This window comes from Ureibacillus thermophilus, assembly GCF_004331915.1.
In the GTDB taxonomy this organism is placed as follows: Bacteria; Bacillota; Bacilli; order Bacillales_A; family Planococcaceae; genus Ureibacillus; species Ureibacillus thermophilus.
This window is the reverse complement of record NZ_CP036528.1, coordinates 2,400,479-2,420,599: the sequence shown is the minus strand read 5'-3', so window position 1 is coordinate 2,420,599 and position 20,121 is coordinate 2,400,479. Positions and strand designations below refer to the sequence as shown.

Below are 20,121 nucleotides of genomic sequence, written 5' to 3'. Positions count from 1 at the left end.
AATTGAAAATATGGTACACTATGGGAGTAGAAAGAAAGTACGATGAAAATAGGTGATATCGATGTCGACAAAACATGAAAAAATATTGCAATATATCGAGTCACTACCCATTGGAGAAAAAATATCCGTTCGCCAAATTGCAAAAGAAATGCAGGTAAGTGAGGGCACTGCATATCGGGCAATTAAAGAAGCAGAAAATCGGAGTCTAGTAAGCTCCATTGAACGTGTGGGAACGATTCGAATTGAAAAGAAAAAGAAAGAAAATATCGAACGCCTCACTTTCGCAGAAATTGTCAATATTGTCGACGGACAAGTGCTCGGTGGAAAAGCGGGACTACATAAAACCTTAAATAAATTTGTCATTGGGGCAATGCAGCTTGAAGATATGATGCGCTATACCGATCCGGGAAGCTTATTGATTGTAGGAAACCGCATTAAAGCCCACTACAATGCGTTAAAAACAGGGGCGGCTGTACTGATTACAGGCGGTTTTGATACGACGGAAGAAAATAAACGGCTTGCTGATGAATTGGAATTGCCAATCATTTCATCCAGCTATGATACATTTACAGTGGCTACAATGATTAACCGTGCCATTTACGACCAACTTATTAAAAAAGATATCTTGCTAATAGAAGATATTTATGTGAAATTAGAAGATACAGCAAAACTCATAGTAGGCCAAACCGTTGCAGATTTCCATGCTTTAAATGCCAATACATCCCATGGAGCTTTCCCAGTCGTTTCAAAAAATAATAAATTAGTTGGAATTGTCACAGTAAAAGACGTGATTGGGAAAGAAGAGCATGAGCTAATTGATAAAGTGATGACGAAACATCCGATTTCCGTGTCAATGAAAACGAGTGTTGCTTCTGCAGGGCATCGCATGGTTTGGGAAGGAATTGATTTGCTTCCAGTAGTGGATGACGATGGATACTTGCAAGGAGTCATAAGCCGCCAAGATGTTTTGAAAGCGCTACAAACGGCCCAACATCAGCCGCAGCATGGCGAGACGATTGATGATATTGTCAAAAGCGAAATGAAAGTGCTCGGCGAAGAGGACATCCTTGTAGAATTCACAGTAACGCCTCAAATGACAAACCAGTATGGTGCAGTATCATACGGCGCTTTTACTACGCTTCTTACAGAAGTAGGATTGATTGCCCTAAAAAGAAGAAAACGCGGAGATGCGGTGCTGGAAAATATTACGACATATTATATCAAACCGATTCAAATGGATAATGTTTTAAGAATCGTCCCACATATTTTGGACATGAGCCGTAAATTCGTGAAAATGGACTTCGATGTATTTCATGAGGATGCCCTTGTCGGAAAAGCAATGGCTACCTTCCAATTGCTCGATCGTTAAACTGCATAAAAAAGTTGTCCAACGGGATTGGACAACTTTTTCATCATTATATTTCTTACAATTACTGTTTGTTTAATTCATATTCTTGTTGAACAAATTTTCCTTCATGCTTTGCACGTTTATAGCTGCTGTAAGCTTCCATAAGACCTACAATGATAAAGACAGCTCCAACAACATAGCCTAAAGTGGAATCTTGCACAACGAACGTATTTAATCCGAAAAATACAACGAAAAGACCTAATGCAATGCCTGCTTTTGCTTTATACCATTTTTTTTGGATCGGCAATGTGGAGCGAAACTGTTTTGTTTTATAGTAAAAATAAGCAGCAAATGAAGCAATAATAAGTGTAACAAATAATGCATTTAACATTTTCAGAACCTCCTAAAGAAACTAAAATTATTGTAACGATTTTTTTATAAAAATGCTAATATACTAATTAAAATTTTTAATCATATTTGGAGGGTAATAATTTGAAAAGACAAATCATCGACACAATAGAACAATATGATACCATCATTATTCATCGGCATATCCGTCCAGATCCGGATGCATATGGTTCCCAATTGGGATTGAAAGCATTAATTCAAGATAATTATCCGAATAAAAAAGTGTATGCGGCCGGCACCCATGATGAAACCTTGTCTTATTTGGGCCGTCCAGACATCATTTCGAATGAGGCATATCATGGAGCCCTTGTCATTGTGACGGATACGGCAAACACGGGAAGAATCGATGATGAGAGATATTCAAAAGGGGCTTTTCTCATCAAAATTGACCACCATCCAAATGATGATGCCTATGGCGAATTGTTATGGGTGAACACTAAGTCAAGCTCTTGCAGCGAAATGATATATGAGCTTTATGAAGAAGGACGCCAGTATAAAAATTGGCAAATGACCGAGAACGCTGCGAGATTTCTTTTTGCAGGAATTGTGGGGGATACGGGAAGATTTTTATTCCCTAGCACAACGAAAAGAACTTTTGAAATTGCCGGAGAATTGATTCAATATCCTTTTAACCGGAATGAAATTTTCAATGGCATGTATGAAATGGAAGAAAATTTGTTGAAACTGCAAGGATATGTGTATCAAAACTTTACAATGGATGAAAATGGCGCGGCTTATATTAAAATGCCGAAAGAATTGCTGAAAGAATACAATGTTACGGTTTCAGAAACGTCTTCTTTAGTAGGTTCTTTAAGCAACATTAAAGGCGTTCGGGCATGGGCGATTTTTGTTGAGGAAGACAATGAAATTCGCGTAAGACTTCGCTCAAAAGGCCCAGTTGTCAACGAACTCGCCAAAAAATACCATGGAGGCGGACATCCTCTCGCATCTGGTGCAACGGCCTATTCTTGGGAGGAAGTGGACCGAGTCATTGCCGATTTAAAGCAGCTTTGCAAAGAGTATCAATAAACGTTAGGAGGGATGCAGATTGTCCATTTATCCGCAAATACGAACAAGTGCAGATTTGCTGAAAAGTACGATTCGTATGGAAGAACTCATCCCTTTTTTAGTTGAACAAAAGGCAGAAGCTTGTGCAATCGTCAATACGAAATTGTACGGGCTTTTGCCTTTTTACCATGGTTTAAAAAAGGCTGGAATTCATCCGGTTCTTGGTTTGACTGCACAAATACAATTCGACCATACTGTTCTGCCCCTCCTGATTTATGCCCAAAACAACGATGGCTATAAAAACTTATTAAAAATATCAAGCAGCATTGCCATAAGAGATGATGAACGCCTGCCGATCCAGTGGCTTAAAGGCTACTCGAATGGAATTTGTATTGTGATTCCTGCAACGGATGAAAAAGGAATTTGGATGGAAAATGTTTCGATAATCGAAACATTAAAACTCATTTTCAATGGGCGAATTTGGTTGGGCGTTTCAAGAATGGGAGGAGAAAAATCAGCCTTTGAAAACGAGGTGATTCATCTAAGCGAAGAATACCATATTCCCATTATGGCAATTCATGAATGTTTATATTTAAAGAGGGAGGATGCCTTTAGTTACCGGGTTGCGCGCAGCATCGATCAGGGCATAAAATTAAGCGAACAAAGGATGAAAGAAGACGAACACCATTATACACCTACTCAAAAAGAATGGATTGCGTGGTTCGAAGACCGTAAAGAATGGCTGGAAGAAAGTAGGAAAATGCTTTATAGCTGCCAAGTGGAAATTGAACATAAGGGACATATCATGCCAAAATTTCCTGTGCCAGAGGGAAAAAGCGCCGAACAAGTGTTGAAGGAGTTGGCGCTTGATGGATTAAAAGAAAGGCTAGAGACGAATTCCCCCAATGAGATTTACATGAAAAGGCTGCATGATGAACTGCAAATGATTTGTTCCATGGGCTTTGCCGATTATTTTTTAATCGTTGCGGATTTTATGAAGTATGCCCGGGAACGTCGTATTTTAACAGGGCCTGGAAGGGGTTCGTCCGCCGGTTCTCTAGTTGCATATTCCCTCTATATTACCCAAGTTGACCCGATTCGCTATGGACTTTTATTTGAGCGATTTTTAAATCCTGAGCGGGTGACGATGCCTGATATCGATATAGACTTTGTGGATACGAGAAGGCAGGAAGTCATTGAATATGTGGCAAAAAAATATGGAGAAAAGCATGTAGCCCAAATTATTACCTTTGGCTCGCTGTCAGCAAAAGCGGTTGCGCGGGATGTGGCAAGGATGTTCAATTTTGAATCGGAAACCCTTGAAATGATTTCCCGCCTTATTCCAAATAAATTAGGCATCACCTTGATGGAAGCCTATCAATCCAGTGAACCTTTTAGAACTTGGGTGTTAGGGGAAGAAATCCGGAAACGTTGGTTTGAAACGGCGCTGAAATTGGAAGGATTGCCTCGAAATGCTTCTACCCATGCTGCCGGCGTGGTGCTGAGTCCTGTTCCGTTAGTAGAGGTTATCCCAATTGAAAAAGGGCACGACGGCATTTTTCTAACCCAATGGCCGATGCAAGAAGTGGAACAAATGGGCTTATTGAAAATGGACTTTTTAGGGTTGCGCAATTTAACGATGATTGAGCAAATACAAAAAATGATTTATTACACTCGGAATCAATATATTGATTTAAATAAAATTCCTTTTGATGACAAGAAAACCTTTGAACTTTTGCAAAAAGGGGATACCCTTGGAATTTTCCAGCTGGAATCGGAAGGAATGAAAAAGGCATTACGGGAAATTGCGCCGACCCAATTTTCCGATATTGTGGCGGTCAATGCCCTTTACCGTCCGGGACCAATGCAATTTATTTCAGTTTATGCGAAAAGAAAAAAAAGGCTTGAACCGGTTGTGATGCCCCATCCGGATTTAGAGCCGATATTAAAAGAAACTTATGGCATCATTGTGTATCAAGAGCAAATCATGCAAATCGCCCATACAATGGCGGGATTCTCGTTGGGACAAGCTGACTTGTTAAGAAGAGCAGTCAGCAAGAAAAAAAGGGAAGTATTGGAGGAGCAAAGAGCCGCCTTTGTCAATGGCGCTGTGAAAAAGGGCTACAGCAAGGAAGCGGCAGATTCTGTTTATGAACAGATTGTTCGATTTGCCGACTATGGATTTGCCAAAAGCCATGCCGTTGCATACAGCATGATTTCCTACCAAATGGCATTTTTAAAAGCCCATTATCCTATGGAGTTTTATGCGGTGATGATGACCTTTGCTACGGGAAATCAAGAAAAGTTATTTTCTTTCATCGTCGAAGCAAAAAGCAAAGGCATCACCATTTTGCGCCCTTCCCTACATCACAGCAACCGCGTGTTTACGGTGGAAAAAGGAAGCATTCGATACAGCTTATCAGCTATATCAGGCGTTTCCCAAACTGTTTTGCAAAAATTGATAGAAGCCCGAAAGGAACAAGGAAAATTCCACGATATATTCGATTTAGCCGTTGCCTTAAGCGGAAAATATTTTAACCGCAAATCCATTGAGCCTTTAATTAAAGCTGGGGTGTTGGATGATTTTGGAAAGGATCGGGCAACGCTTCTTGCAACGATTGAAGCGGCGGAAAAACATGCCAAAATCGTACGTCCGACAGAAGAAGAGGATTTATTTTCATCAGAGGCTTCCCTTTTTGGTAAGCCAAAGTATATGGAAGTTCCGCCAATCCCAAATAAAATGAAGCTGCAATTTGAGAAGGAAGTATTAGGCTTTTACTTAACGGAACATCCTGTGGCGAATGTACGCAAACAAATTCCGGTGAATACCAATAGTCTTCAACTGAAAAGCGCCCCCAAAGATGCCTATGTTAAGCTGGTGGGAATGGTGGAGTCCATTCGCCAGCTGCGCACAAAAAATGGGGAGCTAATGGCCTTTGTGCAAGTGCAGGATGAATTTGGTTCTATCTCCACAACCATTTTTCCGAAACAATATCATGAATGCGTTGGTTGGATTAAAGAAGATGTGCTTGTTTATTTAGAGGGGAAAGTGCAATACCGCTACAATCAGCATCAAATCATCGTAAAAGTCATAAAAATGCTTCAATAACGAGATAGTATTCATCAGATTTTACAGAAACTGTGCATTTTTGCACAGTTTTTTCTTTACAAAGAAGAAAACATTTTGTAAACTGATACAAAAGTGGTCTGACCACTTTTCGACAAAAATGTGAATGATTCTCCAATTGAACGAAACAAGGGGTTGTTGAACGTATTAAGGTGGACATGAACAAGAAACAAGAAAATAAAAAGGCGTTTTTAGAAATCGTCAGCAAATTGAAGGACATCATCATTAAAGAAAAATTGCAGCCAGGAGACAAACTCCCTTCTGAAAGAGTTTTATCAGAAATGTTAGGCGTTGGCCGTTCTTCCGTGCGGGAAGCTCTAAGGAGTTTAGAACTGTTGGGAATTATTGAAACCCGACATGGTGGCGGCACCTTTTTAGCATCTTCTCAGCAATATCGTTTAGTAGAATTGCTTGCGACATTTATTTTGCAGGAAAATCAATCGATTACAGACGTTCATAAAACGAGGGAAATTCATGAAAGGGAAGCGATCCGAATCATTTGTGCGGATAGAAGATTAAGACAACTTCCAGTCTGGGAAAGCTTATTTTTGAAAATCGAATTGGAAACAGCTGTGATTCGAGATCATATTTTGCGTGAACTTTTGATTGCCTCTGGAAACCGTTTGGCATTGAGAATTTGGATACAACTTGCAGCATATAGCGCAAGTTCCCTGAAAAAAGAAACAACGGAGGAAGAAAAACCTATTTTGCAAAGGCTTTTGACTTCATTGCAGCTTGGATATGAAAAGGAAGCCCTTAAAGCATATGCCGATTGGCTGGACTATTTAAAAACACATGAAGAATAAATTATTAGGGGGAAAAAATCGTGGAGATAAAAAATTTGCTCTCTTTAAATCGGAAAAAAACGAAGGGAGCCGTCGTAAATCCGAAAAATGAAAGCTCCTTTCCTGCAGATTTAATGACGAAATGCCCGTCATGCCGAAAGATTTTTTTAACAAAAGAAGTAGAATCCAATTTAAAAGTATGTCCGAATTGCGACCATCATTTCAAAATGACTGCATGGGAACGCATCGACTCATTCTTAGATATAGAATCTTTTACGCCTTTTGATGAGCATTTGCGCACGACGAACCCGCTAAACTTTCCATCTTATATTGAAAAAGTGGAAGCGGATATGAATAAAACAGGTTTATCCGAAGCGGTACTAACGGGAGTAGGAACATTAAAAGGTGAAAAAGTGGTTGTAGCGGTGATGGATTCCCATTTTCGTATGGGCTCCATGGGTTCTGTTGTTGGCGAGAAAATTACGCGCGCCATTGAAAAAGCAACGGAATTGGAAGTGCCATTCATTATCTTTACAGCTAGCGGTGGCGCAAGAATGCAGGAAGGGGTCATTTCCTTAATGCAAATGGCTAAAACGAGCGTGGCATTAAAACGCCATAGCGAGAAAGGATTGCTCTTTATTTCCATCATGACAGACCCGACTACAGGAGGGGTTTCCGCAAGCTTTGCATCATTAGGTGACATCAATATCGCTGAACCAAAAGCGCTCATTGGCTTTGCGGGAAGAAGGGTCATTGAACAAACGGTGAGAGAAAAATTGCCGGATGACTTCCAAACAGCAGAATTTTTGCTTGCCCACGGACAATTGGATGCCATTTTCCACCGTAAAGAATTGCGTGAAAAAGTGGCAACGATTGTGAAATTGCATAAGAGAGGGGGCGTTTCCCATGTCTAAACCATTGGCTTTTGAAGAACCAATTATTAAGCTGAGGGAAAAAATTGAAGAATTAAGGGAATTAGCGAAAACGGCGGATGTAGATATGTCTGAAGAAATTCAAACATTGGAAGACCGGCTGCGACAACTGGAAATTCAAATTTATTCCCACATGGAGCCATGGAATCGGGTGCAAGTGGCAAGACATCCGGAACGTCCAACAACCCTTGATTATATAAATCACATTTTTACTGATTTTATTGAATTGCATGGGGACCGGTATTTTGCGGATGATGAAGCCATCGTCGGCGGAATTGCATCTTTTGAAGGACAGCCGGTAACAGTCATTGGCCATCAGCGAGGAAAAGGAACAAAAGAAAATATTCGTCGGAATTTCGGTATGCCTCATCCAGAAGGGTATCGCAAAGCGCTGCGTTTAATGAAACAAGCAGAAAAATTCCGCCGCCCGATTATTTGCTTTATTGATACAAAAGGGGCTTATCCAGGAAAAGCAGCGGAAGAGCGCGGGCAAAGTGAAGCCATTGCCAAAAATTTATTTGAAATGGCTGGACTTAAAGTACCTACCATCAGTGTGGTCATTGGCGAAGGTGGAAGTGGCGGCGCCTTGGCATTAGGAGTGACGAATCGAATTTATATGCTGGAAAATTCCACTTACTCTGTGATTTCTCCAGAAGGCGCGGCGTCTATTTTATGGAAAGATGCGAGCCTAGCAAAACAAGCGGCGGAAGCAATGAAAATCACTGCCCAAGACTTGAAAGAAATGGGAATCATTGATGAAATTATTCCTGAAGTGCCTGGGGGAGCTCATCGTAATCCAGCAGAACAAGCGCAAATATTAAAAGAATATTTGAAAAAGGGGATTGAAGAATTAACGGTGATGTCGGAAGAAGACATTATCCAAGATCGCTATGAGAAATTCCGCCAAATAGGAGATTATATCGAGGAAAAGGCTCATTAATTTTCCGTCCCTTGAAAATGACAAAATCCAATTGCGAGGATTTTGTCATTTTCATTTCCACTATTCGTTTATTTAATGAAAAGAAATGGTTCAATTTTCTTGTTCCAATGGAATTTTTTTATGATATTGTTAACATTATTAGAGATTGGAGGGAGAAAAATGAAACGAATTGGTGTATTAACAAGCGGCGGTGATGCACCGGGTATGAATGCGGCCATCCGTGCGGTCGTTCGAAAAGGGAATTACCATGGTGTTGAAGTGTATGGTATATATCATGGATATGAAGGTTTTATTCAAGGTAAAATGAAATTATTGGATTTAGGCTCAGTTGGTGGTATTATTCAGCGAGGGGGAACAAAGCTCTTTTCATCCCGCTGCCCTCAATTTATGGAAGAAGCATACCGATTGCAAGGAATCCAAAAAATGAGAGAAGCAGGCATTGAAGGATTAATCGTCATTGGAGGCGATGGTTCATACCGCGGCGCGATTGAACTTACAAAATTAGGCTTCCACTGTATCGGTGTTCCTGCAACGATTGATAATGATGTACCGGGTACGGATTTTACAATTGGTTTTGATACGGCAATTAATACGGTTGTGAATGCCATTGACAATATCCGCGATACGGCCACAAGCCATGAGAATACATTCATTATAGAAGTAATGGGGAGAAATGCCGGTGACATTGCCCTATGGTCGGGGCTTGCTGCCGGAGCGGAAACGGTGATTATCCCTGAAGAGCCTTATGATTTAGATGAAATTGTGGAGCGTTTAAAGCGGGGAGAATCGCGCAAGAAAAAATACAGCATCATTATTGTGGCAGAGGGAGCTATGCCGGCTTCAAAGCTTGCCGAGATGCTAAAAGAAAAGGCGGGCATTGAAACGAGAATTACCGTTCTGGGCCATATTCAACGGGGAGGTTCTCCAACTGCATTTGACAGGGTTTTGGCAAGCAGACTTGGTGCCCGAGCTGTCGAGTTGTTGCTGGAAGGCAAAACTCGCCGCGCAGTAGGTATCAAAAATTATCAAGTTTACGATTATGATTTAATGGACATCATGACAACAAAACATAAAGCTGATATTAGTTTATATACATTATCAAAAGAACTTTCAATCTAAAAAAATGGAGCGAATGGATATGAGAAAGACAAAAATTGTATGTACCATTGGACCTGCAAGCGAATCCCCTGAAGTTCTTGAGGAACTAATGAAGGCGGGGATGAATGTAGCAAGATTAAATTTTTCCCATGGTACCCATGAGGAACATGCAATGCGCATTGCGACAATTCGGGATGTAGCGAATCGTTTAAATAAAATTGTCGGCATTTTGCTTGATACAAAAGGTCCTGAAATTAGAACCCATAATATGAAAAATGGGGAAGTGCATTTGCAAACTGGACAAGTCATTGACATTTCAATGAAGGAAGTACTAGGGGATGAAACTTGTTTTTCTATTACCTATGATCGGTTGATTTATGATGTGAATCAAAACGATATTATTTTGCTGGACGACGGACTTATTCAATTGCGCGTATTAGCAAAGGATTACGAAAAAGGGCTGATTCATACAATTGTTGAAAATGCCGGTATTTTAAAAAATAAAAAAGGTGTCAATGTCCCAGGCGTTTCCATCAAATTGCCTGGCATTACAGAGAAAGATGCGAAAGATATTTTATTTGGAATTGAGCAAGGAGTCGATTTTATCGCGGCTTCTTTTGTCCGAACGGCAAAAGATGTGTTAGAAATCCGCGAACTGCTTGAACAAAACGGCGGAGGACATATTCAAATCATTCCGAAAATCGAAAATCGGGAAGGCGTTGAAAACATTGATGAAATTATTGAAGTCTCCGATGGATTGATGGTTGCCCGTGGAGACTTAGGGGTAGAAATTCCAGCAGAAGAAGTTCCGCTCGTGCAAAAAACGCTAATTAGAAAATGCAATCAATTAGGAAAACCGGTTATCACGGCAACTCAGATGCTCGACTCGATGCAGAGAAATCCTCGGCCAACTCGTGCGGAAGCAAGCGACGTAGCAAATGCGATCATCGATGGCACCGATGCAATTATGCTTTCAGGCGAAACAGCTGCAGGTATGTATCCGGTAGAATCAGTAAAAACGATGAACCGCATTGCGGAATTTACAGAAAACTCTTTGGATTACCGTTCCATTGTTCAAAAACGGAGCCGAGAAAAGGGAACAACGATGACAGAAGCCCTTTCCCAGGCTGTTTCATACACTTCCATTAATTTAGGAGTAAAAGCGGTTTTAGCCCCAACTGCAAGCGGCACAACAGCCAAAATAATTGCCAAATACCGCCCAGGTGTGCCGATTATTGCAATTACAGATAATCAATCAACGGCTCAAAAATTAACCCTTGTTTGGGGAGTTGCACCAATTGTTACCCATAAAGTTAAAACAACGGATGAAATTTTGGAGTTAGCCGTTGATGAAGCATTGAAACATGGCTATGTGGACCATGGGGATGTCGTGATTATTACAGCAGGCGTGCCAGTGGGAGAATCTGGAACGACGAACTTGATGAAAGTCCATGTGATTGGCGACCTTTTAGCCCGTGGACAAGGTATTGGCAAACAATCCGTCGTTGGAAGAGCGGTTGTTGTGAAAAACGCAGAAGAGGCGTTAGCTTATGATGTAGAAGGATGTATTTTGGTGACGGTTGGAACGGACCGGGAAATGATGCCAGTCATTGAAAAATGCCTCGGCATTATTACGGAAGAAGGCGGATTAACAAGCCATGCCGCCGTTGTAGGTTTAAGCTTGGGCATCCCAGTCATCGTTGGGGTCAAAGAAGCCACATCCCTGATCCGCCACGGTCAAGAAATTACAATGGATGCGGAAACGGGAGTTATTTATAAAGGACATGCAAGCGTCTTGTAATGAGAAAAAGGAGGCTGGGACATAAACAAAAAATGAAAGGGGCAGTTGAAAGAGTTTTGATAAAAATTGATAGAACGAAAAATTGATTGAAGTGACGGGGCAAATTCCTGTCGCGCACGCTTAGTCGCAAAGCGGAGCAAGCTCAAGGAAGTAAATTCAAAGCTTTCCTGCAACAATCCCTCTCGAGACCACGAGGAGCGAAGGAATGACTCAGAGGAGGGCCTGCGGAAAGCGTCCCCGGAACGGAAATCAATTTTAATAACATATCAAAAAAACAACATTTTCTCCTTGGAGAAAATGTTGTTTTTTTAGAGTTGTCCCAACCTCTTATATTTTTTGTTTGCTTGAAAATGAACTAAGGAGCAATCAGATTTGAAAAATAACTTAGCATTGCCAATAGAAATTTGGTGAAACTTTTTTCCTATTATTTCGTATATAAAAAGTATAAGAAAATGACTCTAATGGAGGGTATTCGTTGAAAAAATTCTTCTTGATTAGCATTGTATTTGTTTTAATAGAAATTGCGATGTTCATCATTATCGGTAATTGGTTGGGCGTTTTAAGCACATTATTGCTTATTTTGCTTGCAAGCGTGTTAGGCGTTGCCATTACGAAAAAACAAGGGTTAAAATCTCTACAAAATATTCGGGACAGCATCAACAGGGGAGAACCGCCTGGATATGCCATGGTAGATGCATTTCTCGTATTTTTAGCGGGTGTTTTGTTTTTGCTTCCTGGTTTTATTTCTGATTTGATTGCTTTTACAATGGCTCTCCCTTGGACTAGACAATTGTACAAGCCTATGATTGTGGAATGGATTCGAAAAAGAATGGAGAACAATCAAGTCATTATCATCCGGAGATAGTTTTTTGCTTGAGCTTGACGGCAACCAACAACAAAAACGGACTGAGCAAAATCCCATAGACGCCGAATAACAAAATGGAGGCAGCGCTGATGAAAAATGTGTGGACCGTTCGCAGCTGGAAGGTGGATGCCCACAATAAGGATTCAGTTAGCTGCCTTGTAATTTGAATAAAAATATAAAGCAAAAGCAAGGCAAAACTTAAAAACTTTTCTCCAATGGCGAAAAAGTAGATGGCAATCGGAATGAGAAATAAACCAATTCCGAAAAACGGAAGCACATCGGCAAAAGAAATTAAAAAGGCTTTATTCAATGGCTTATCAAATTGAAGCAATGCAAGTCCAATACTTAGAAGAAAAAAAGTAATGATGAACAACTGAAATTCTACGTATAAAAAATAGCTAAACAGGTTTGTAGCTTTCTCGAAATATTGTTTCCAAGCATTGCGGTAAGATTTAGGAACATAGATAAAAAACCAGTACCGATCTCTTTTAGATTCAAATAAAGCAAAGAAAAAGGCGACGAAAAAAACAAAGATTTCAAATAAATATTGAAAAATATTTTGCAAGTAACTTGCTAAGCCCATAATGGCTGTATCAATATATTTTAATGATTCGTTGAAAAGTTTTTCCAATATGAATAAATATTCGGAATTAAACAATTGAAGATCTTCTACTTGTTTCTTTACTTCTGGGTAAATGGAAATAATGCTTTGGATGGTGATATAAAAGAAGGAATAAAAAGATAGGAAAATTAATATAGATATAATGATGGCACTAATGATATAAGGAAGTTTCAATCGTTGATGGAAAAAGTGGATAATTGGGTATAATAAATATGCAAAAAGTATTGCAAGCGAGATTGGGAGCACAAGCCATAGGAAAACAAAATATAGAATCAAGACTAAAAATTGAATTTTATTTTGATTGGTATAATCTGAAAATTTATTCAATTGCAACAATCATCACTCCTAATTTTAAGTAAATATAATCTCGAACACGAAAAAATATTCGTCGAAAAATTTCACTTTTCTTCGAAACACTTTTTTTCCTTTATTTTTGAAAAAATATTCACAATGCCGTCAAAATTTATTATAATGTTCATTGTAAGCGATTTAATAATAGGTTCATTTTGAGCGAAACGACCGTAAGTGGTATAAAAGAAAAAGAAAGCACTTACAAACAGAACTTACATTTTTTATTAAATCTTTTTAAGAGAGGGAGCGATTTTTTATGACAGCAACACGCGGATTAGAAGGTATTATTGCTGCTGAATCCAAAATCAGTTCAATAATCGATGATAATCTTACATATGTAGGTTATAGCATCGATGACTTAGCGGAAAACTCTTCATTTGAAGAAGTTGTTTATCTATTATGGCATCAACGTTTACCAAAACAAGAAGAATTAGATGAACTTAAACAACAATTAGCTGAAAATGCTGAAATTCCTCAACAAATTATCGATTTATTTAAATCAATGCCTATCGATAAAGTTCATCCAATGGCTGCGTTGCGCACAGCAGTTTCATTGCTTGCTTCATACGATGATGAAGCGGATGTAATGAGCGAAGAAGCAAACTACAGAAAAGCAATCCGCATTCAAGCAAAAATCGGCACAATCGTAGCAGCATTCTCTCGCATCCGTAGAGGTTTAGAGCCAGTTGCTCCAAAAGTTGAACTAGGCTATGCAGCAAACTTCTTATACATGTTGCACGGAAAAGAGCCAGATCCAATCGAAGTTGAAGCATTCAACAAAGCATTAGTTTTGCATGCAGACCATGAATTAAACGCTTCAACATTCACTGCACGCGTTTGCGTAGCTACACTTTCAGATGTATATTCTGGAATCACTGCTGCAATCGGCGCGTTAAAAGGACCACTTCATGGTGGAGCAAACGAACAAGTAATGAAAATGTTAACTGAAATCGGTTCAATTGAAAATGTAGAACCATATATCATGAATAAATTAAATAACAAAGAAAAAATCATGGGCTTCGGTCACCGCGTATACCGCAAAGGCGACCCACGTGCAAAACATTTGCGCGTAATGAGCGAAAAATTAACTAAATTAAGAGGTAAACCAGAATTATATGAAATGTCAGTGAAAATCCATGACCTTGTTGTTGGTCAAAAAGGACTTCCAGCAAACGTTGACTTCTTCTCAGCATCTGTATATGACTCACTTGACATTGAACATGACCTATTCACACCAATCTTTGCAGTATCTCGTACATCAGGATGGCTTGCACACATTCTTGAACAATATGCAAATAACCGCTTAATCCGTCCTCGTGCTGAATATGTTGGTCCAAAACATCAACAATATGTTCCAATTGAAGAAAGATAATGAATAAATTAGAATGAAAAAATTTTAGAAAATATGCTAAAATACACTAGGACTGTGTTTTATATAACACAGTCCTAGACTTATGAATATAGGAGGCAACATTCATGACTAACGGTAAAATTACAGTAGAAAATGGTAAATTAATAGTACCTAATAATCCAATCATCCCTTTCATCGAAGGAGATGGTACTGGACCAGATATTTGGGCTGCTGCTGTTCGCGTATTCGATGCAGCTGTTGAAAAAGCTTACAATGGTGAAAGAAAAATTCAATGGTTAGAAGTTCTTGCGGGTGAAAAAGCTTTTAATCAAACTGGTGAATGGTTACCACAAGAAACATTAGATAAAATCAGCGAATATTTAATCGCAATCAAAGGTCCTCTTACAACTCCAGTAGGTGGAGGAATTCGTTCTCTAAACGTTGCATTGCGTCAAGAATTAGACTTGTACGTATGCTTACGCCCTGTTCGTTACTTCGAAGGTGTCCCATCTCCTGTAAAACACCCTGAACACGTTGACATGGTAATTTTCCGTGAAAATACAGAAGACATTTACGCAGGTATTGAATACGAAGCGCAATCAGATGATGCGAAAAAATTAATCAAAATCTTACAAGATGAATTTGGCGTGAAGAAAATCCGCTTCCCAGAATCTTCTGCAATTGGTATTAAACCAGTTTCAATCGAAGGTTCTGAACGCTTAATCCGCGCTGCAATTGAATATGCAATCCGCGAAGGCCGCAAATCTGTAACATTAGTTCATAAAGGTAACATCATGAAATTCACTGAAGGCGGCTTCAAAAAATGGGGTTATGCATTAGCTGAACGTGAATTCGGCGATAAAGTATTCACATGGGATCAATACGACCGCATTAAAGCAGAAAAAGGTGTTGAAGCAGCGAATGCAGCACAAGCCGAAGCTGAAGCAGCTGGCAAAATTATCGTAAAAGATACAATCGCTGATATCTTCTTACAACAAGTATTAACTCGTCCAAAAGAATTCGATGTAGTAGCAACAATGAACTTAAACGGTGACTACATTTCTGATGCATTAGCTGCACAAGTTGGCGGTATCGGTATCGCTCCAGGAGCAAACATCAACTATGTAACTGGACATGCGATCTTCGAAGCAACTCACGGTACTGCTCCTAAATATGCAGGTTTAGATAAAGTGAACCCATCTTCAGTAATTCTTTCTGGTGTATTAATGTTCGAACACCTTGGCTGGAAAGAAGCAGCTGATATGATTATTAAAGCAATCGAAAAAACAATTGCTTCTAAAGTTGTAACATATGACTTCGCACGCTTAATGGATGGCGCGACAGAAGTGAAATGCTCTGAATTTGCAGATGCAGTTATTAAAAACCTTTAATTCTTAAAAAAGAGTAAATAGTTAGAAGGATTTTCAACAGCTGTTGTTGAATTTCTATAATAAATTGGGCCGTCTCAATCACCAGAAAGGGACGACCCTTTTTATATATCAAAAACATAATGGGGGTCATACATATGTCTTTAAAAAGAAAAAAAATTTCTGTTATTGGGGCAGGCTTTACAGGCGCAACAACAGCGTTTTTATTGGCTCAAAAGGAATTAGGTGATGTGGTGTTAGTTGATATTCCGGAGGCGGAAAATCCAACAAAAGGAAAAGCGTTGGATATGTGGGAAGCCGCGCCAATCCAAGGCTACGATTCCTATGTGATCGGCACTTCCGATTATGAAAAAACGGCCAATTCCGATTTGGTGATTATAACAGCCGGTGTTGCAAGAAAGCCTGGCATGAGCCGCGATGATTTAGTGCAAATCAATCAAAATGTCGTAAAGTCCGTAACGAAAGAAATTATGAAATATTCAAAAGACCCGACAATCATTGTTTTAACGAATCCTGTAGATGCCATGACATACGTCGCATATAAAGAATCCGGCCTTCCAAAAAATAAAGTGATGGGGCAATCCGGTATTTTAGATACAGCCAGATTCCGCGCCTTTATTGCAGAGGAATTAAACGTATCTGTAAACGATGTGACTGGCTTTGTTTTAGGCGGCCATGGGGATTCAATGGTGCCACTCACTCGCTATTCTTATGTGGGAGGAATACCAGTTGAAACATTAGTGCCAAAAGAACGATTAGAGCAAATTGTTCAAAGAACACGGGTTGGCGGCGGTGAAATCGTTAATTTATTAGGAAATGGTTCTGCTTATTATGCTCCATCAGCTGCCCTTGTGGAAATGGCAGAAGCCATCATCAAAGACCAGCGCCGCATTTTGCCGACAGTTGCTTATTTAGAAGGGGAATACGGATTTCAAGATATTTTCTTAGGTGTGCCAACCCTTTTAGGTGCCAACGGGGTGGAAAAAATCTATGAATTGGAATTAACAGAGGAAGAGCAAGCTGCATTGAAAAAATCAGCTGAATCCGTCATAAACGTCATGCAAGCATTAAAATAATCCAATGTTGTGATTGTGGCTATTTTCTGAAAAAATTGATACTATGGAAGTGTAACGGATTTTATTTAGGAGGAATTATTCAATTGTTAAAAGGGACTAGAACCAAGATAGGGAAAAAAATTGATGAAATTGAAATTGGCGAGAGGGTTCACTTAGTAGAAACAATTGAAGATAAAGACTTGCTTTTATATTTAGGATTAACAAATGATAATAACCCATTGTATATTCAACATGAATATGCGAAAGAAACAGTTTTTAAAAAACCGATTGTCCCGCCAATCATGCTGAATGGGATTGTGACGAGTGCCGTTTCCAAGCTCTTGCCTGGTCCGGGGTCGCATATTTGGGAACAAAATTTGAAATATTTGCAACCAGTGTACCACTATGAAACAATCGAAGTTTTATTGGAAGTACAGAACATTGATTATGAAAATCAATTAGTAACCATTCAAGTCAATGGAATCAATCAAAATAACCAGATCGTCATGCAAGGTATGTTGAAAGTTCTGCCTCCTTCTGAAAAAGCGAACTGATTTGAAATATAGGGAGTTTCAAATCATTAAGAAATTATGGAGGAAAAAATGACATCGAATAAAACCATTTTAATTGTAGAAGACGAAACATCGATTGCAACATTGATTAAGTACAATTTAGAACGTGCTGGATATGATGTATTAGTGGCGAATGATGGAAAGGAAGGATTCGAGCTCGCACTGAATGAATCTCCGGATTTAATCTTACTGGATTTAATGCTGCCCTCGATGGATGGGATGGAGATTTGCAAAGAATTGAGAAGACAAAAGAAAAATATTCCCATCATAATGCTAACGGCTCGGGATGAAGAATTTGATAAAGTTTTGGGGCTTGAACTAGGGGCAGATGACTATATGACAAAACCTTTTAGCCCTAGGGAACTCATCGCCCGTGTTAAAGCTGTTTTGCGCCGATTCCAATCCGTTCCTCATGAACAAGAAAAAAGGAAATATTATCAATTTGGAAATTTAGAAGTTTATCCAGAGCGTTTTGAAGCTTTTTTAGATAAAATTCCTCTTGAATTTACTCCGAAAGAATTCGAATTGCTTGTGTATTTAGTGGAAAATAAAAATCGTGTATTGACTCGCGAACAATTATTGAGTGCTGTTTGGAATTATGATTTTGTAGGGGATACGCGAATCGTTGACGTTCATATCAGCCATTTGCGAGATAAAATTGAAGAAAATAGCCGCAAACCAAAGTTTATAAAAACCATAAGAGGAATCGGTTATAAATTTGAGGAGCCAAAGCTATGAAAGTGCGCAATCACCGATTGTTTTTCATTTTCATTTTAATCACTGGTTCGATAATAGCTGTCCTTGGCGTTGTTCTAGGTCAGCTATTTCCTTTCTATATGGAAAGTTTTTTTATAAAACATAACATTCCGTTTACGGAAGAACAAATTGAACAAATTAAATACCAGCTTGCCTTTATTTTGGTTATTTTATTTACATTAGCTTTTTTATTAATTGCTTATGTGGCCAATCGTTTAACGAATCAACTGCTGGAACCGATCGAAAATGTCATCCATACGGCAAAAGAATTAATTAAGGGAAATTATCGAGCCCGGACGTATGCAAGCGGCCCTTCCGTCATCGTTGATTTGCGCAATTCCGTCAATACATTGGCCCGAAATCTTCAAGAAATGGATATGATGCGGGAAATAGAAGATGAGCGGCTTAACACGTTGATTGAAAATATGGGCAGTGCACTCATGATGATTGACCGGGAAGGCAATGTGTTTATCGCCAATGCGCGTTTTTTGGACGAATTTCATTTATCGATGAGCGACGTGAAGGGAAGAAATTTTTTAACCCTTGATTTGCCAAAGGAACTGGAACGGTTTATTGACCATGTGTTTTTGACAGAATTGCCTTATCGCAAACAAATTGCAATTGAAATAGAAAATGAAAAAATGTATAAACAAGTGTATGGGGCGCCTGTTGTGGGGGAGCATGGCAGGTGGCTTGGCATTATCATCGTTATGCATGATATTACCGAACTGATTCGTCTTGAACAAATTCGCAAGGACTTTGTGGCCAATGTATCCCATGAGCTCCGGACACCGATTACTTCCATAAAAGGTTTTTCGGAGACTTTGCTCGATGGGGCTTATAAAGATGAAAAAATGCTCCTTTCCTTTTTGGAAATTATTTATCAGGAAAGCAATCGCCTTCAAATGCTCATTCAAGATTTACTGGAATTATCTAAAATTGAACAACACGGATTTACAGTAAAGTTCTTGCCGACTAGTTTAAAAGATGTGTTAATCCGAGCGGTAGAAGTGACAAGCCCGAAAATGGATCAGAAAAATATGGATTTTGATGTAGATATTGTGCGGGATGTAAAAGTGCTTGGCGATGAAAACCGTTTAATCCAAATTTTTACTAATCTTATAATGAACAGCATCACATACTCTCCAAATGATACTACCATTACATTGCGCATTAAAGAAGATGATGATTATGGCATTGTGGAAGTTGAGGATGAAGGCAGCGGAATTGAGCCAAGTGAAATTCCACGTATTTTTGAACGCTTCTATCGGATTGACAAAGCCCGCAGCAGAAATTCTGGAGGCACCGGTTTAGGCCTTGCCATCGTGAAACATTTAGTGGACGCCCACGGAGGAAAAATTGAAGTGGAAAGCACGGTAGGAATAGGAACTTGTATGAGAGTCAAGATTCCTCTTTATAAAGAAACTTAACAATCTTTTTACAATCTTGTTATGGAAACTATATATTCCTCCTTTAGACTTCAAAGAGAAACTCCCTTTTTCAAATCAGTATACGCTTAAAAAGGGGGCGTCAGAAAAAAGCCCCTTTGCGGCTGTCGCTAGAGTTTTTGCCGCAGATAAATTGCGACAAAAAGGCGCGTTTTGTAACCACCGCAGGGAAAGTTTTTAAGAGAATATTCCTATAAGAAGTAAGGCTGTTTCCGAAAGTGTTCGACTTTCTGGACAGCCCCTCTTTTTTTAAAAATTTTTTCATA

The 20,121-nt window shown here is 39.3% G+C and carries 17 protein-coding genes; 15 read left to right on the top strand and 2 right to left on the bottom strand.

The window, feature by feature from the left end:
• Positions 1-61 precede the first annotated feature (61 nt).
• Positions 62-1,369 carry a DRTGG domain-containing protein gene (locus tag DKZ56_RS12005; RefSeq protein WP_208650210.1) on the top strand — a complete coding sequence of 436 codons (1,308 nt, stop codon included), beginning with the start codon at positions 62-64 and terminating at the stop codon, positions 1,367-1,369.
• Positions 1,370-1,430: 61 nt separating this feature from the next.
• On the opposite strand, the gene DKZ56_RS12000 is transcribed toward DKZ56_RS12005, so the two are convergent.
• Positions 1,431-1,739 carry a YtpI family protein gene (locus DKZ56_RS12000; protein WP_208650209.1) on the bottom strand — a complete coding sequence of 103 codons (309 nt, stop codon included), beginning with the start codon at positions 1,737-1,739 and terminating at the stop codon, positions 1,431-1,433.
• 101 nt (positions 1,740-1,840) lie between these two features.
• On the opposite strand from DKZ56_RS12000, the gene DKZ56_RS11995 reads away from it, so the two are divergent.
• From DKZ56_RS11995 to DKZ56_RS11960, 8 genes are all read left to right on the top strand, one after another.
• Complete coding sequence (locus DKZ56_RS11995; RefSeq protein ID WP_208650208.1) at positions 1,841-2,785, top strand: DHH family phosphoesterase; 945 nt, start codon at positions 1,841-1,843, stop codon at positions 2,783-2,785.
• A gap of 19 nt (positions 2,786-2,804) precedes the next feature.
• Positions 2,805-5,873, top strand: coding sequence for a DNA polymerase III subunit alpha (gene dnaE / locus DKZ56_RS11990; protein ID WP_208650207.1), 3,069 nt, complete (start codon positions 2,805-2,807; stop codon positions 5,871-5,873).
• A gap of 176 nt (positions 5,874-6,049) precedes the next feature.
• On the top strand, positions 6,050-6,697 hold the full coding sequence (locus DKZ56_RS11985; RefSeq protein WP_208650206.1) for a FadR/GntR family transcriptional regulator: 648 nt from the start codon (positions 6,050-6,052) through the stop codon (positions 6,695-6,697).
• Between the two features lie 20 nt (positions 6,698-6,717).
• Positions 6,718-7,590 (top strand): acetyl-CoA carboxylase, carboxyltransferase subunit beta, encoded by an 873-nt coding sequence (gene accD, locus DKZ56_RS11980; RefSeq protein WP_208650205.1) that lies wholly within the window; start codon positions 6,718-6,720, stop codon positions 7,588-7,590.
• Positions 7,583-8,548, top strand: a complete 966-nt coding sequence (gene accA / locus DKZ56_RS11975) for an acetyl-CoA carboxylase carboxyl transferase subunit alpha (RefSeq protein WP_208650204.1) — start codon at positions 7,583-7,585, stop codon at positions 8,546-8,548. The genes accD and accA overlap by 8 nt, the downstream gene beginning before the upstream one ends.
• Before the next feature lie 159 nt (positions 8,549-8,707).
• Entirely contained in the window at positions 8,708-9,667 is a 960-nt protein-coding gene (gene pfkA / locus DKZ56_RS11970; protein WP_208650203.1) for a 6-phosphofructokinase, read from the top strand.
• 19 nt (positions 9,668-9,686) lie between these two features.
• A complete protein-coding gene (pyk, locus tag DKZ56_RS11965) occupies positions 9,687-11,447 on the top strand; it encodes a pyruvate kinase (RefSeq protein ID WP_208650202.1) in 1,761 nt (586 codons plus the stop codon).
• A gap of 475 nt (positions 11,448-11,922) precedes the next feature.
• Positions 11,923-12,312, top strand: coding sequence for an FxsA family protein (locus tag DKZ56_RS11960; protein ID WP_208650201.1), 390 nt, complete (start codon positions 11,923-11,925; stop codon positions 12,310-12,312).
• Here the strand turns inward: DKZ56_RS11960 and DKZ56_RS11955 are convergent.
• Positions 12,299-13,267, bottom strand: a complete 969-nt coding sequence (locus DKZ56_RS11955; RefSeq protein ID WP_208650200.1) for an AI-2E family transporter — start codon at positions 13,265-13,267, stop codon at positions 12,299-12,301. The genes DKZ56_RS11960 and DKZ56_RS11955 overlap by 14 nt on opposite strands.
• A gap of 274 nt (positions 13,268-13,541) precedes the next feature.
• Here DKZ56_RS11955 and citZ point away from each other — a divergent pair, with 274 nt between their 5' ends.
• The 6 genes from citZ (at position 13,542) to pnpS (ending at position 19,837) form a co-directional block, all read left to right on the top strand.
• A complete protein-coding gene (citZ, locus tag DKZ56_RS11950; protein ID WP_208650199.1) occupies positions 13,542-14,657 on the top strand; it encodes a citrate synthase in 1,116 nt (371 codons plus the stop codon).
• 104 nt (positions 14,658-14,761) lie between these two features.
• A complete protein-coding gene (gene icd, locus DKZ56_RS11945) occupies positions 14,762-16,027 on the top strand; it encodes an NADP-dependent isocitrate dehydrogenase (RefSeq protein ID WP_208650198.1) in 1,266 nt (421 codons plus the stop codon).
• 134 nt (positions 16,028-16,161) lie between these two features.
• A complete protein-coding gene (mdh, locus tag DKZ56_RS11940; protein WP_208650197.1) occupies positions 16,162-17,100 on the top strand; it encodes a malate dehydrogenase in 939 nt (312 codons plus the stop codon).
• Positions 17,101-17,183: 83 nt separating this feature from the next.
• Positions 17,184-17,633, top strand: coding sequence for a MaoC/PaaZ C-terminal domain-containing protein (locus DKZ56_RS11935; protein WP_208650196.1), 450 nt, complete (start codon positions 17,184-17,186; stop codon positions 17,631-17,633).
• A 48-nt stretch (positions 17,634-17,681) separates the two neighbouring features.
• Entirely contained in the window at positions 17,682-18,389 is a 708-nt protein-coding gene (locus tag DKZ56_RS11930) for a response regulator transcription factor (protein ID WP_208650195.1), read from the top strand.
• Positions 18,386-19,837 carry a two-component system histidine kinase PnpS gene (gene pnpS, locus DKZ56_RS11925; protein ID WP_208650194.1) on the top strand — a complete coding sequence of 484 codons (1,452 nt, stop codon included), beginning with the start codon at positions 18,386-18,388 and terminating at the stop codon, positions 19,835-19,837. The genes DKZ56_RS11930 and pnpS overlap by 4 nt, the downstream gene beginning before the upstream one ends.
• Positions 19,838-20,121: the final 284 nt, after the last annotated feature.